This window comes from Kitasatospora purpeofusca (genome assembly GCF_000718025.1).
GTDB classification, from domain to species: domain Bacteria; phylum Actinomycetota; class Actinomycetes; order Streptomycetales; family Streptomycetaceae; genus Kitasatospora; species Kitasatospora purpeofusca.
In genome coordinates this window covers 130369-143587 of sequence record NZ_JODS01000015.1, presented here as the reverse complement: position 1 = coordinate 143587, position 13219 = coordinate 130369, and the positions used below count along the sequence as shown (strand labels likewise).

Genomic DNA, 13219 nt, shown 5'->3' with positions numbered 1-13219 from the left:
ATGTCCGTATCGATCCGCCGACTGACCGCGCTCGGCACCACCGCGATCCTCGGCGCCCTGACCCTCGCCGCGGCCCCGCCCGCCTCGGCCTGGGACACGGGCAGCAACTACACCTGCGACCCGATCCTCTACCGCATCAAGGCCGCCAACCGCCCGGTCTTCAACGAGCTGGCCCTGACCGTCGCCCTGTCCCGGGGGAACCACGGTTCGGTGATCCAGTACCAGTGGAGCGGCGAGTCCAACCAGAAGTGGCAGGTCTGCCGCAAGCCCATGTCCGACGGCACCCAGCAGGTGGTCTTCCGCGACGCCTGGCGCCACTGGTGTGCGGACGTCGACCGCGACGGGAGGGACCCCGGCGTCTGGCTGATCACGGTCGGCTGCGACGACAACTACGTGCCCGACAAGCAGAAGTTCACGCTTCTCAACGTACCCAACACCAACTACACCGCGATCCGGACGGTCAGCTCGGGCAAGTGGCTGGCCGCCCAGAGCTTCGACACCAACGGCAGCCAGGTCGTCCTCAGCGACACGCCCGACCTGTGGGTGCTGGAACTCGCCTGACCGAACCGCCGCCGCCGCGGCCGGCATCCCGTCCCGGGCCCCCGCACCCCCGGACGGGGACCGGGCGCGGCTGCGGGCAATTCCGGCACCGCCACGGCCCCGGCCGTGCCAGGATGCTCGCCATGACTGCTCGCGCACTGGGTTTCGGCGTCGTCGCGGAGGCCTACGAAAGGTTCCGGCCGGGGTACCCCGAGGAACTCGTCGACCTGGTGACGGCGTACGCGGGCCGACCGGTCCGGACGGCGCTGGAGATCGGCGCGGGGACGGGCAAGGCGACCCGGCTGTTCGCCGGGCACGGCATCACGGTCACGGCCACGGAGCCCGACGCCGGGATGCTCGCCGAGCTGGACCGAACGGCGCCCGCGAATGTGACGACCGTACGGGCCGCGTTCGAGGACCTGCGGCCGGGCGGGACGTACGGCCTGGTCTACGCGGCGGCGGCCCTGCACTGGACCCGCCCGGACGGCCGGTGGCCGCGCGTGGCCGCGCTGCTGGAGCCGGGCGGGGTGTTCGCCTCGTTCGGCGGCCCGGTCCAACTCGCGGACCCGGCTGTCGAGGAGGCCGTGCGGGCGGCCCGCGCGCCGTTCCTGGAGAGCGACGACGTTCCGTCCCCCGACGGCACCGCGCCGGACGCGGCGATGCAGTGGCCGGGCACGGAGCTGGAACGGTCCCCGTTGTTCGAGGACGTCCGGCAGGCCGTCGTCGAGCGGCGGTGGAGCATGAGCGCCGCCGACTACCTCGGCTATCTGTCGACGGTCTCGGCGTACCTCCAACTGCCGCAGGCGGACCGCCGACGGGCCTTCGAGGCGATCGAGCGGGCCCTGCCCGGGACGGTCGGGATCGACGCCGACATCGTCGTCCACCTCGCACGGCGCCGGTCCGACCGAGCCGGTGAACCGTCCGATACTCGATCCAGATGGTAACAAAGGTTGTCGAGATGGATTTTGGTAACTAGAGTTGTCGCATGGCTTCTATCGAGATCACTCCCGAAGAGCGGGCCGAGCTGGCCAAGGCCCTCACCGACGCCCTCACCCCCCTCGCGGCGGCCATTCGCTCCCGCCAGTCGGGCCTGTCCCCGGCCCGGATGTGGGACGCGGACCCGCTCGAGGTGACGCTGTCCGTCCTCGCCGCCTGGAAGGTGGTCGACACCGAGGTCAAGGAACTGACGGCGCTCGCGGCCGCGACAGCCGGCTCCTACGGCGCGACCTACGAGCAACTGGGCGCGGTCTGGGGCATGACCCGCCAGGGCGCGCGCAAGAAGTGGCCGGACGCGGTTCCCCGCCCCGCGGCCGCCGGAGCGCGGGGCGGCTCGTCGCTCGAACTGTTCGGCGGGAGCGCGGAACTGACGCAGGACCAGCTGTCCGGCGGCTGGGCCTGGAAGGCCGAAGGCGCGGACGGAACGCGCGGCGCCGCCGAGGACGGCACCTGGTACGCGACGAAGGAGGAGGCCGCCGCCCATGCCGGCGCCTTCCTGCGGGAGCACGTCGCCGTGCTCCCGTAGGCCCGTCCGCCGACCCCGACCCGCCGGAACTGGGCGGCAGCCCGGGGTCGGCCGGCCCGGGGTCAGCCCGCAGCGCTCCTGAGCACGGCGAACGGGGCCCCGAACGGGTCGAGGAACATCGCCAGGCGCCCCACTCCCCCGGCGTCCATGGCGGGGATGAGGACGGTGGCGCCGAGCTCCTGGGCCCGGAGCAGCGCGGCGTCGCAGTCCTCGACCTCGAAGTAGGGGTGCCACTCGGAGGTCGATCCGGCGTCCAGGTGGACCTGCTGCAGCTGCAGGATGCCGCCGTGCGGGGCGCCCCCGCCGCCGGCCGGCCCGACGGTGCTGTAGACGAGGCCCCCGCCCATCGGCCGGTCCGTGCCCTCCCAGCCCAGGACCCCGCCGTAGAACGTCCTCGCGGCCGCGCCGTCGGTGGTGTAGAGCTCGACCCAGCTCACGCTGCCGGGCTCGTTGACGAGATCCAGGCCGTCCGTGTCGCGCGGTTCCCAGACGGCGAACTCGGCACCGGTCGGGTCCGTGAAGCCGGCCATCCGTCCGGCCGTGAAGACCTCCGCCGGCGGGAAGCGGACGACGCCGCCGGCCGCCTCGACGGCCCTGGTGGTGGCGTCGGCGTCCGTGGTGCGGAAGTACACCGTCCACGCGGAACTCGCGCCCTCCTCGGTCAGCGGGCCGACAGCGGCCACCGTCCGGCCCTCCTTCCGCAGGAAGCCGTAACCCCCGGCCTCCGGCCCGGCGGAGGCGAACTCCCAGCCGAACAGGCCGCGGTAGAAGGCGGCGGCCGCGGCGACGTCGGGCGTCCCCAGGTCGAGCCAGTTCAGCCCGCCCGGGAGCTGCGTGGAGGTCAGCATCTGGTACTCCTGTCGTCGGTGGTCTCCCCCGGGGCCGAGCGGGCCGCGGAGCCTGTCACGAGCCTGGCAGCGGGCGCCGCTCCGCCCGGCGCACCGACCCCGCGGGGTCAGCCGTTCGGCCCTGCCGGACGCGGGCGGCGGGCGACGGCGAGCAGGTGGAGGCTGGCGACGAGCAGCTCCGGCCGGGTGTCCGCGAACCGCGCTGCGGCGAGGGCGGACTCGAGCGCCCGCTCGCCGAGGTCCTTCGTCCCGGTCCGGCGTTCCTCCGCCCGCAGCGCCTCGAAGGCCGGTCCGTGCAGCCCGTGCAGCGAGACACCCTCCAGACCTGCCCGGTGGGCCTCGGCGGGGAGTTCGGCCGGATCGTGGTAGTAGGTGGTCGGGCCGTCGCGGCGCATGCGGAGCCCGGTGGCCGCGATCTCCAGCGCCGCGGTCGAGTGCAGGTCCAGCAGCTTGGCGTAGCGGTTGAGCGCGGCCGCGGCGACCGGACCGCCGGGCGCGACGACCCGGTGGGCCTCCCGCCAGGCGCGGGCGCGGTCGGCGGCGTCCGGCAGGTGGTAGAGGGGGCCGAGCAGCAGCACCGCGTCGAAGGAGCCGTCGGCCAGGTCGAGGGAGCGCGCGTCGCCCACCTCGGCCGGCAGTCCCTGCGCGCGGGCCTGCCGGACGTGCCGCTCCACCGGGTCGACCACGAGCACCCGGTAGCCGCTGTCGGCGAGCAGCCGGGCGTGGACGCCGGGCCCTCCGCCGACGTCCAGGACGGAGGCGGGCGGGGGCGGCAGGTGGGCGCGCAGGATCTCCTGGGTCCGCATCAGTTCGACCGTCCCGACGGTGCGCCCGGAGGTGAGGCGGCCGGCCTCGTCGCCGTCGTCGTAGAAGGCGGTGATGTCGGGCAGGAGTGCCACGTCGACCTCCGACGGGGAGAGCGGGAGAGCCCTGGCGCGGGACAGCGGGACAGCGGGAGAGCGGTAGCGCGGGCCGGCGGATCCGGCCATTCACTGTATAAGTCCTGGCCAGCTGCGATGTACACAGTTGACTGTTCTTTAGCAACGAATTGCTTGACCATGAGCCAATTCGATCGACTCCTCTGTCATGTTCTAGCCAGCGTCCCAGATCCCGGAACGCCATGGCCCCAAGCCGGCCCCCACAGCCGGCCGCAGGAGGATCCCTTGCGCCCCCGTACCCTCACCCTCGCCGCCGCGATAGCCGTGCTGCCGCTCACCGCCGTCCCGCTCGGTGTCTCCACCGCACAGGCCGCCGCCCCTCACGCCGCCCCGCGGGTCACCCTTCCCAACACCCTCAACCCGGCGGTGGCCCACTCGGAGAAGAAGGGCGACGTCCCGGCGGAGCAGCAGATATCCGTGGCCGTCAGCCTGAAGCTGCGCGATGCCGACGCGCTGGAGCGCTTCCTGGCGGCGGTCGGCACGCCCGGCGCGCCGGAGTTCGGCAGGTATCTGACGCCGGAGCAGTTCACCGACCGGTTCGGGCCGACCCAGGCCTCCGTCGACCAGGTCCGGGCCTACCTGACCGCCCAGGGCCTGACGGTCACCGAGGTGAGCGCCAACCGCCAGGTGGTCAACGCCCGCGGCACCACCGCCCAGGTCTCGCAGGCCTTCGGCACCCACGAGAGCGCGTACGTCGACCCGCAGACCCAGCGGTCCTTCTTCGCCAACGACGCGGCCGCCTCCGTCCCGTCCGAGCTGGCCGCCACCGTCCAGGGCGTCAGCGGTCTGGACAACCACCCGGTCCGCCGGACCCACCTGGTCCGGCCGGGCACCCCCGCCTCCGACGTCGCCCCGGGCGCGACCCCCGGTGCCGTCCCCGGCGCCGTCGCCGCGAGCCCGAGCGGACTGTCCCCCGCCCAGTACACCGGGGCCTACAACCTCAACCGGACCGGCGCCGACGGCACCGGCGTCACCGTGGCGCTGTGGGAGTTCGACGGCTACAGCAAGTCCAACCTGACCACCTACGACTCGCAGTACGGCCTGTCCGGTCCGGCCGTGTCCACCGTGTCGGTCGACGGCGCGAACTACGACTCGCGGCCGGGCGACGGCCAGGGCGAGGTCGAGCTGGACAGCGAGATCGTCCGCGGCGCGGCGCCCAAGGCCACCCAGCTCGTCTACGAGGCGCCCAACAGCGACCAGGGCGAGATCGACATGGCCAACAAGATCGTGTCCGACAACCGGGTCTCGGTCATCTCCATCTCGTGGGGCTCCTGCGAGCCGGACACCACCCCGGCCTCGATGACCGCCGTCGACAACGCCTTCAAGCAGGCCGCCGCCCAGGGCATCTCGGTGTTCTCCGCCTCCGGCGACGACGGCTCGCGCGACTGCACCCGCTCCACCAGCGGATCGACCGTGAAGGCGGTCGACTTCCCGGCCTCCAGCCCGCACCAGACCGGTGTCGGCGGCACCAACCTCAAGGTCTCCGCCGGCAACGCCTACTCCTCGGAGAGCGCCTGGAGCACCGCCGGCGGCGGCGTCTCCACCGTGTTCGCCAAGCCGAGCTGGCAGACCGGCACCGGGGTCAACGGCACCATGCGCACCGTCCCGGACGTCTCCTCCAACGCCGACCCGCAGAGCGGCTTCGCGATCTACACGGCCGGCGGCTGGCAGGTCTACGGCGGCACCAGCGCGGCCGCCCCGCTCTGGTCCGGCTACGCGGCCCAGTTCAACCAGAAGGCCAAGGCCGCCGGGCAGCCGGTCCTGGGCGAGGCCGGTCCGCGGCTGTACGCGCTCGCCAACAGCAGCAGCTACGGCACCACCTTCCACGACGTGACCACCGGCTCCAACCAGGACTTCCCCACCCGGACCGGCTACGACCAGGTCACCGGCTGGGGCAGCCCGGTCGCCGACGCCCTGACCACCGCCCTGCTCGGCGGCACCACCACCCCGCCGTCCGGGGGCTGCACCGCCGCCCAGCTGATCGGCAACGGCGGCTTCGAGACCGGCTCGGCCGCCCCGTGGACCGCCTCCAGCGGCGTGGTCGACAACAGCGCCTCCCAGGCGGCCCACTCGGGCGGCTGGAAGTCCTGGATGAACGGCTACGGCTCGGCGCACACCGACTCGATGTCGCAGACCGTCTCCGTCCCGGCCGGCTGCAAGTCCGCCTCGCTCACCTTCTGGCTGCACGTCGACACCGCCGAGACCGGCTCCACCGCCTACGACAAGCTGACCGTCCAGGCCAACAGCACCACGCTGAAGACGTACTCCAACGCGGACGCGGCGGCCGGCTACACCCAGCGGACGCTGGACCTCACCTCCTTCGCCGGGCAGACGGTGACGATCAAGTTCACCGGCACCGAGGACTCCTCGCTCCAGACCAGCTTCGTGGTCGACGACGTCGCGCTGAACGTCGGCTGAGCCCGAGCCGGTAGCAACCCCCACCACCCCCCGATCCCCCGCCGGGGCGGCGCCGTCAGGGCCCGCCCCGGCGGTGCTGTCGGCGGGGCGATGTCCGACCGTGCACGAATCGTCCCGGTCCGGCGAAGCACCCGACGGCGCCCGGGCCGCGCCCCGGTGGCGCACGGGGACGATTCCTCCCACGTGAACGGGTGTACACGGAGGGGCGTTTGGGCGGCCGACGGGCGGACGGGGGAAAAGGGTGTCGATCATCCGGCCCGGAGCTGGATATCGTGGCGGGCGATGCCGCGTCGCCGACTTCCCGGCGCGCGGTCTTACGCCATGTCAGGAGAGATCTGGGTGAAGTCCCGAATCACAGCGCTCCGCAGCGCCGCAGCCGTCGCGGCGGCCGTCCTCATGACGGCGCCCGGCGTCGGCTCGGCCGGAGCCGCGCCTGCCGGGGGGCCGGACACCAAGGCGGTGACGTACCAGGGCCACGTCTTCCAAGTGCCCTCGACCTGGGCGGTGGTGGACCTCGCGGTCGACCCGCAGGCCTGCGTCCGTTTCGACCAGCACGCCGTCTACCTCGGCCACCCGGGCGACCAGCAGGTCTGCCCGCCGCGACTGATCGGCCGCACCGAGGCGCTGCTGGTCGAGCCCGCCGCCGCGGCGGCGCCGGACCGGGAGGGCTCCAACCCCGTCGCGCACACCGTCCGGGCCAACGACGGCGTCGTCGCGGTGACCGGTACGTACGACACGGACCAGGCGCTGGTGCGGCGGATCATCACCGGCGCCGGCCTCGTCCCCGCCCCGCAGCACCAGCCCGCGCCGACCCCGGCGCCCGCCGGGTCCGGGTCCCGGACGCCGGTCGCGCCGCGCTCCTCGGCGGCCCAGGCCGCTCCGGCCGACTCCGCACCGGCCGACTCCGCGCGCGCTGCGGCTCCGGCCGCCGCGCCCGCTGCTGCACCTGCTGCCGCACCTGCTGCCGTCGCCGCGATACCCGCGTCCGCGACCAACTACACCGGCAAGGGCTTCGACGCCTGTACGGCGCCCTCCGGTGCCGCGATGAACGCCTGGATGACCTCCTCCCCCTACCGGGCGGTCGGCATCTACATCGGCGGGTCGAAGCGGGCCTGCGCCCAGCCGAACCTCACGGCCTCCTGGGTCCAGCAGCAGCAGTCCGCCGGCTGGGCCTTCATGCCGCTGTACGTCGGCGTGCAGGCTTCGAAGATCACCGCCCCCGCCACCGAGGGCGCCAACGCCGCCGCCGACGCGGCGGCCCAGGCCCAGAGCCTCGGCTTCTCCCCCGGCGCGGTCCTCTACTACGACATGGAGGCCTACTCCACGCCGCAGTACACCGCCCCGGTGCTCGCCTTCCTCACCGCCTGGACCAACGAGCTGCACGCCTGGGGCTACAACTCCGGCGTCTACAGCAGCAGTTCGTCCGGCATCAAGGACCTCGTCGCCAACGCGGGCAACAGCGCCTACACCATGCCCGACGCCGTCTTCAGCGCCAACTGGAACGGCCGGGAGGACACCGAGGACCCCTGGATCCCGGCGGGCTACTGGTCCAACCACCAGCGCGCCCACCAGTACGCTTCCCCGCAGGCCCCGGAGAGCTGGGGCGGCTATTCGATCGGGATCGACCAGGACTACCTCGACGTCCAGCTGAACGGCGCCCCGCCGTCGCAGTCCTCGGGGATGTTCCTCGGCGTGCGCCAGAGCTCGGGCAACTGGCCCGGCTTCAACCCGCTGACCGGCGGGGCGGGCATCTTCCGCGGCTCCGAGGTGGCGATCGCCGGGCTGCCCGGCGGCTCCTCGCAGGAGCTCGGCATCGGCCTCGACGGCCTGCTCTACCACGGGACCCGCGCCGCGAACGGCGGCTGGGGCGGCTTCGCCGCGCTCCCCGGCAACGGCACCCCCACCATGGCCGCGCGACGGGCCGCCATCGCGGGCCTGCCGGACGGCTCCTCGCAGGTGCTGGCCATCGGCGGTGACGGCAACGTCTACCACCGGACCCGGTTCGCCGACGGCAACTGGTCCGGCTTCGCCGCACTCCCCGGGATCGGCACCCCGACCATGTCGGCCGGGGACGTCGCCATCGCCGGGTTGCCGGACGGCTCCTCCCAGGTGCTGGCCATCGGCAACGACGGCAACGTCTACCACCAGACGCGGTTCGCCGACGGCAACTGGTCCGGCTTCGCCGCGCTCCCCGGTGTGACCACGCCGCAGATGGCGGCCGGCCGGGTCGCCATCGCGGGCCTGCCGGACGGCTCCTCCCAGGTGCTGGCCATCGGCGGTGACGGCAACCTCTACCACGAGACCCGCTTCTCCGACGGCAACTGGTCCGGCTGGGCCGCGCTGCCCGGCAACGGCACGCCCACCATGGCCGCGCGCACGGTCGGCATCGCCGGCCTGCCCGACGGCTCCTCGCAGGTGGCGGTCGTCGGCGGTGACGGCAACGCCTACCACAAGACCCGTTTCGCCAACGGCAACTGGTCCGGCTTCGGCGCCGTCCAGGGCCCGTACGGCGGGAGCGTCTTCCCCGCCCAGCGCGCCGCGATCGCCGGCCTGCCGGACGGCTCCAGCCAGCTCGTGGTCACCCGCGGCTGACCCCGGACCGAACCCGCGGGTGAGCCCCGCACACCGCACCACCCCGCGCCCCGTCCCCGACCTTCCGGGGGCGGGGCGCCGGGCTTGCGGCAGCCGGCCCTCCCCGCCTCTGGGCAAACCGGGGCGGGGTGCCGACAATGGGCATGCCAGTCGTTCCTCGCGTTCCGCCCCTGGTCCACCCTTGTTCCAGCCCAGTTCCGCCCCTGTCCCCACCCACCCAACGGGGGTACCGCACCGTGTCCTTGACCATGCGTACGACGATGAGCCGACGGGCCTTCGCCCGCAGGGCCGTGCTGGGCGCGCTCGCCGCCGGCGGGCTGGCGGTCGGGTCGCCGGGCGCGCGGGCCGCCGACGTGCCGGGCGGCGCCGACTGGCTGGCCGCCGTCGACCCGCGGCTGCCGCTCGCCCGGCTCACCCTGCCCGGCACCCACGACACCTGCTCGCTGTACGGCGGGCCGCTCACCCAGACGCAGACCCTGGCGCTGCCCGATCAACTGGCGGCCGGGGTGCGGTTCCTCGACATCCGCTGCCGGGCGGTCGACGGGGTGCTCGCGATCCACCACGGGCCGGTCTTCCAGCAGATCTTCTTCGGCGACGTGCTCAACCAGTGCCAGGCCTTTCTCGCCGCCCACCCCGGCGAGGCCCTGGTGATGCGGGTCAAGCAGGAGTACTCCACCGTCCCCGACACCGAGTTCGGTGCCCTCTTCGCCGACTACCAGCGGCGCTGGCCGGGCCTGTTCCGGACCGAGGACCGGATCCCCGCGCTCGGCGAGGCCCGCGGCCGGGTCGTCCTCCTCGCGGACAACTCCGGCCTGCCGGGCATCCGCTGGGGCGGCGGGCGCACCGACATCGAGGACGACTACGACATCGGCACGATCTTCGACATCGACTCGCGCAAGTGGCCCGAGGTCTCCGCTCACCTGACCGCCGCCCGGGCCGCCACCGACCCGCAGCGGCTCTTCCTCACCTTCACCTCCAGCTCCGGCTGGGGCCTCTGGCCCCGCCAGGCCGCCGACGCCATCACTCCCAGACTGCGCGGCTACCTCGGCGGCCTGGACCGCTCCACCCGCCCGGTGCTCGGCACCGTCCCGATGGACTTCGTCACCGCCGAGCTGGTGCGCTCGCTGTACGCGCTGAACTTCGGCGCCTGAGGGCGGCCTTCAGCCCTGCGGCAGGTACTCGGCCACCAGGACGGCGAACTCCTCGGGGGCGACGACCCGGATGCCCAGCTCCTCCGCCTTGGCCCGCTTGGACCCCGCCTTCTCGCCGGCGACCAGGAGCGTGGTGCGCTTGGACACCGACGAGGAGGCCTTGCCGCCGGCGCGCTCGACGAGTTCGTTCATCTCGTTGCGGGAGAGCGCGGCGAGCGGCCCGGTCATGCTGCCGGTGACGACCACCGCCTCCCCGGTGAGCGGGCCGCCCGCAGGAGCCTGCGCCGGGTCGCCCCCCGACCCGTCACCGGCGGGCGCGTCGACGGCGGGCACCTGGGGCTCGGTGACGGCCGTGCCGACCCGCTGGGCCGCGAGCCGGTCCAGGAGCGGGGCGAGCTCGGTGAGTTCGGAGACGATGAGCCGGGCCTTCTCCGGGCCGATGCCGTCGACCCGGGCCAGGGTGTCGGCGTCGGCGGCGCGGATCGCGGCCATCGAGCCGAAGTGGGCGGCGATCCGCCGGGACATGGTGCGCCCGGTGCCGCGCACACCGAGCGCGCAGAACACCCGGCCGAGCGGGCGGTTGCGGGCCTCCTCCAGGGCGGCGAGCAGGTTGTCGGTGCTGGTCTCCCCCATCCGGTCCAGACCGAGGAGCTGCTCGCGGGTGAGCGTGAAGAGGTCCGCGATGTCGGCGACCAGGCCGGATTCGACCAGTTGGACGGCGCGGGTGCCGCCCAGGCCCTCGATGTCGAGCTGGTCGCGGCCGGCCGCGTAGATCACGGACGCGACCGCCTGGCAGTTGCGGCCGCGCGCGCAGCGCCAGCGCTGCTCGCTGGTGTCGATGGCGTCGCCGCAGCGGGGGCACACCTCGGGGAAGACGATCGGGCGCTCGTCGCCGGTGCGCTGCTCGGTCAGCGGGGCCTCGACCCGCGGGATGACGTCCCCGGCGCGGTGCACGAAGACCTGATCGTTGATCATGAGGCCGCGCCGGGTGATGTCGGCCGGGTTGTGGAGGGTGGCGTAGGTGATGGTGACGCCGTCGATGACCACGGGTTCGAGCACGGCCCGGGGGGCGATGATGCCGGTGCGGCCGACGTTCCACTCGACATCGAGCAGCCGGGTGACCTTGTGCTCGGCGGCGAGCTTGCGGGCGACGGCCCAGCGCGGCGCGCGCGAGCCGGAACCGGCGTCGCGCTGGTCCGCGGCCGCGTCCGCCTTGACCACGACGCCGTCGATGCCGAAGGGCAGCGCGGCGCGCAGGGCGACGATCTCCTCGATCCGCCGCTGCACCTCCTCGGTGGTCGCGCAGCGCAGGGGGTGGGCGTCGGTACTGGCGGCGGTGTTGGCACCGAGGGCGGCGAGCCGCTCCAGGAGGGCGCTGTGGGTGAGGTCCTCGTCCAGGCCGAGGGCGCCGTAGGCGAAGAAGGTGAGCTCGACCCGGTAGGGCCGGTCCTTGGCGCGCAGGGTGCCGGCCGCGCCACTGCGGGGGTGGGCGAACGGCTCCGCGCCGTGCTCGGTGCGCAGCCGGTTGGCGGCCTCGAACTGCTCCTGGGTGAGCAGGACTTCGCCGCGCAGCTCGATGTCGACGGGCTCGGCCAGCGCGGCGGGCAGGCCGAGCACGGCGTCGGCGGCGTGGCTGATGTCCTCGCCCGCGAGCCCGTCCCCCCGGGTGAGGACCTGCTGCAGCCGCCCGGCCCGGTAGCGGGCGGCCACCGCCAGCCCGTCGAGCTTGGGCTCGACGCACCACGCGGCCACGGGGCGGCCCAAGCGCCGCTCCAGTCCGGCCGCCCAGGCGTCCAGTTCCTCGCCGGAGAACACGTTGTCCAGCGACAGCATCGGCACGCTGTGCGGCACGTCCCCGACGACCGCCCCGCCGGCGACCTTCCCGCTCGGCGAGTCGGGCAGCACCTCGTCCGGGTGCGCCTCCTCGTAGGCCGAGATGGCGCGCACGAGGGCGTCGTACTCGTCGTCCCCGAGCGGGGTGGCCCCGTCGGTGTAGTACGCGGCGGCCGCGCGCACGGCAGCGGTGACGGCGTCGGCATAGGCGGACGAGGACAGCAGCGGAGCGGTTGCGTCGATCATGGCAGCATCATCGCCCCCACCACCGACAATGCCCGCTGCCCCCGCCCCGGAGGCGCCGGGCGCGCCGCAGCCGGGCCGGTGGTCGGGCGCCGGGGCCGGTGCTCAGGCGCCGGGGCCGGTGCTCAGGCGCCGGGCTGGACGGGGCCGACGAGGGTGCCCTCGGAGACGGCGAAGGCGCCCTCCGCGACGGAGGTGCCGGGGATCGCCCCGTCGGGTCCGCGAAGAGTGAACGAGGCCTCGTCGGCCGGGCTGGTGCGGCCGTCGTTGCGGACCTGGATGTCGAAGTGCACCGGCCGGCCCGGCCCGAAGGTCACCACTCCGGTCTGGTCGCCGTACGCCCCCGCGGTCACCGGCAGCGTGCTGCCGTGCTCGGAGAAGCTGACGTCGGTCGGCGAACCGGCCAGCCGGCACGGGGCGTAGCCGGCGGGAGCGGTCAAGGTCACCCGGAAGTGGAGGTGGCCCGCGCTGGACTGGTCCTGGGCGATCCTCGCGAGGTGGTTGGCGGGGCGGCAGGCCGACGGCGCGGCGTCGTCGGCCGTCGCGGCCAGGGCGGTTCCCGGGGCGGTGACCGCCAGGACGGCGGTGGCGGCGGCGATGAGCGTCCGGTTCATGCGCATGCTGGAACTCTCCTCACGGTGCGGGGAACCGGCGGCGGGGTGCTCAGGGTGGGGAGCGCGGTCCCGCGCGGATTCCCGATGGTGCGTCCACGCAATGTTAGTCCTTCGCCACGGACCGTTATGACGTGGCACTCTCCGGCGGATCGCGGGGCCACGCTGTGGCTGGATCAGATTGACGTGATTCCAGGGTTGCGTGATCCATGGCGTGGGCACGACGAAGAAGCCCGGCCGCTTCGGGGCAGGGCTTCGGGACTCGATCGAGGGGACGCGGATGTCGTCGAAGGTGAACGGACAGGTCAAGTGGTTCAACGAGGCCAAGGGGTTCGGCTTCATCACGCCGGAGGACGGCAGCAAGGACGTGTTCGTCCACTTCTCGGCGATCCAGGGCACCGGCTTCAAGACCCTCGTCGAGGGCCAGAACGTCCAGTTCGAGATAGAGGCCGGACAGAAGGGTCCGTCCGCCGCCAACGTCACCGTCGTCTGACCGCCGTCCGCGCCGACGTGCACAAGTGAG

At 73.7% G+C, this 13219-nt stretch carries 11 protein-coding genes; 7 read left to right on the top strand and 4 right to left on the bottom strand.

Going from position 1 to position 13219, the window contains the following annotated elements; all coding sequences use genetic code 11:
- The 3 genes from IF01_RS0122145 (at window position 1) to IF01_RS0122135 (ending at window position 2062) form a co-directional block, all read left to right on the top strand.
- Entirely contained in the window at window positions 1–561 is a 561-nt protein-coding gene (locus IF01_RS0122145; RefSeq protein WP_030395233.1) for an RICIN domain-containing protein, read from the top strand.
- Between the two features lie 122 nt (window positions 562–683).
- Complete coding sequence (locus IF01_RS0122140) at window positions 684–1484, top strand: class I SAM-dependent methyltransferase (protein ID WP_051755881.1); 801 nt, start codon at window positions 684–686, stop codon at window positions 1482–1484.
- Between the two features lie 41 nt (window positions 1485–1525).
- Window positions 1526–2062: a hypothetical protein gene (locus tag IF01_RS0122135; protein ID WP_030395231.1), complete on the top strand. Its 537-nt coding sequence runs from the start codon at window positions 1526–1528 to the stop codon at window positions 2060–2062.
- A gap of 62 nt (window positions 2063–2124) precedes the next feature.
- On the opposite strand, the gene IF01_RS0122130 is transcribed toward IF01_RS0122135, so the two are convergent.
- Window positions 2125–2910 (bottom strand): VOC family protein, encoded by a 786-nt coding sequence (locus IF01_RS0122130; protein ID WP_030395230.1) that lies wholly within the window; start codon window positions 2908–2910, stop codon window positions 2125–2127.
- A 107-nt stretch (window positions 2911–3017) separates the two neighbouring features.
- Window positions 3018–3899: a class I SAM-dependent methyltransferase gene (locus IF01_RS0122125; RefSeq protein WP_078880185.1), complete on the bottom strand. Its 882-nt coding sequence runs from the start codon at window positions 3897–3899 to the stop codon at window positions 3018–3020.
- Window positions 3900–4073: 174 nt separating this feature from the next.
- Here IF01_RS0122125 and IF01_RS0122120 point away from each other — a divergent pair, with 174 nt between their 5' ends.
- The 3 genes from IF01_RS0122120 (at window position 4074) to IF01_RS0122110 (ending at window position 10009) form a co-directional block, all read left to right on the top strand.
- Complete coding sequence (locus IF01_RS0122120) at window positions 4074–6266, top strand: protease pro-enzyme activation domain-containing protein (RefSeq protein ID WP_051755879.1); 2193 nt, start codon at window positions 4074–4076, stop codon at window positions 6264–6266.
- 339 nt (window positions 6267–6605) lie between these two features.
- Window positions 6606–8858, top strand: coding sequence for a glycoside hydrolase domain-containing protein (locus IF01_RS46940; RefSeq protein WP_051755877.1), 2253 nt, complete (start codon window positions 6606–6608; stop codon window positions 8856–8858).
- Window positions 8859–9106: 248 nt separating this feature from the next.
- Window positions 9107–10009 (top strand): phosphatidylinositol-specific phospholipase C, encoded by a 903-nt coding sequence (locus tag IF01_RS0122110; protein WP_037780646.1) that lies wholly within the window; start codon window positions 9107–9109, stop codon window positions 10007–10009.
- Window positions 10010–10018: 9 nt separating this feature from the next.
- Here the strand turns inward: IF01_RS0122110 and ligA are convergent, their stop codons facing one another.
- Together ligA and IF01_RS0122100 are read right to left on the bottom strand one after the other, a co-directional pair.
- On the bottom strand, window positions 10019–12088 hold the full coding sequence (ligA, locus tag IF01_RS0122105; RefSeq protein ID WP_030395225.1) for an NAD-dependent DNA ligase LigA: 2070 nt from the start codon (window positions 12086–12088) through the stop codon (window positions 10019–10021).
- 122 nt (window positions 12089–12210) lie between these two features.
- On the bottom strand, window positions 12211–12705 hold the full coding sequence (locus IF01_RS0122100) for a DUF4232 domain-containing protein (RefSeq protein WP_030395224.1): 495 nt from the start codon (window positions 12703–12705) through the stop codon (window positions 12211–12213).
- 271 nt (window positions 12706–12976) lie between these two features.
- Here IF01_RS0122100 and cspE point away from each other — a divergent pair, with 271 nt between their 5' ends.
- Window positions 12977–13189 (top strand): transcription antiterminator/RNA stability regulator CspE, encoded by a 213-nt coding sequence (gene cspE / locus IF01_RS0122095; protein ID WP_030395223.1) that lies wholly within the window; start codon window positions 12977–12979, stop codon window positions 13187–13189.
- Window positions 13190–13219: the final 30 nt, after the last annotated feature.

Bases quoted from the DNA above. Each gene is read 5' to 3' on its own strand.
- IF01_RS0122145 (WP_030395233.1), top strand. From the start codon at position 1: ATGTCCGTATCGATCCGCCGACTGACCGCGCTCGGCACCACCGCGATC.
- IF01_RS0122140 (WP_051755881.1), top strand. From the start codon at position 684: ATGACTGCTCGCGCACTGGGTTTCGGCGTCGTCGCGGAGGCCTACGAA.
- IF01_RS0122135 (WP_030395231.1), top strand. From the start codon at position 1,526: ATGGCTTCTATCGAGATCACTCCCGAAGAGCGGGCCGAGCTGGCCAAG.
- IF01_RS0122130 (WP_030395230.1), bottom strand. From the start codon at position 2,910: ATGCTGACCTCCACGCAGCTCCCGGGCGGGCTGAACTGGCTCGACCTG.
- IF01_RS0122125 (WP_078880185.1), bottom strand. From the start codon at position 3,899: ATGGCCGGATCCGCCGGCCCGCGCTACCGCTCTCCCGCTGTCCCGCTG.
- IF01_RS0122110 (WP_037780646.1), top strand. From the start codon at position 9,107: ATGCGTACGACGATGAGCCGACGGGCCTTCGCCCGCAGGGCCGTGCTG.
- ligA (WP_030395225.1), bottom strand. From the start codon at position 12,088: ATGATCGACGCAACCGCTCCGCTGCTGTCCTCGTCCGCCTATGCCGAC.
- IF01_RS0122100 (WP_030395224.1), bottom strand. From the start codon at position 12,705: ATGCGCATGAACCGGACGCTCATCGCCGCCGCCACCGCCGTCCTGGCG.
- cspE (WP_030395223.1), top strand. From the start codon at position 12,977: ATGTCGTCGAAGGTGAACGGACAGGTCAAGTGGTTCAACGAGGCCAAG.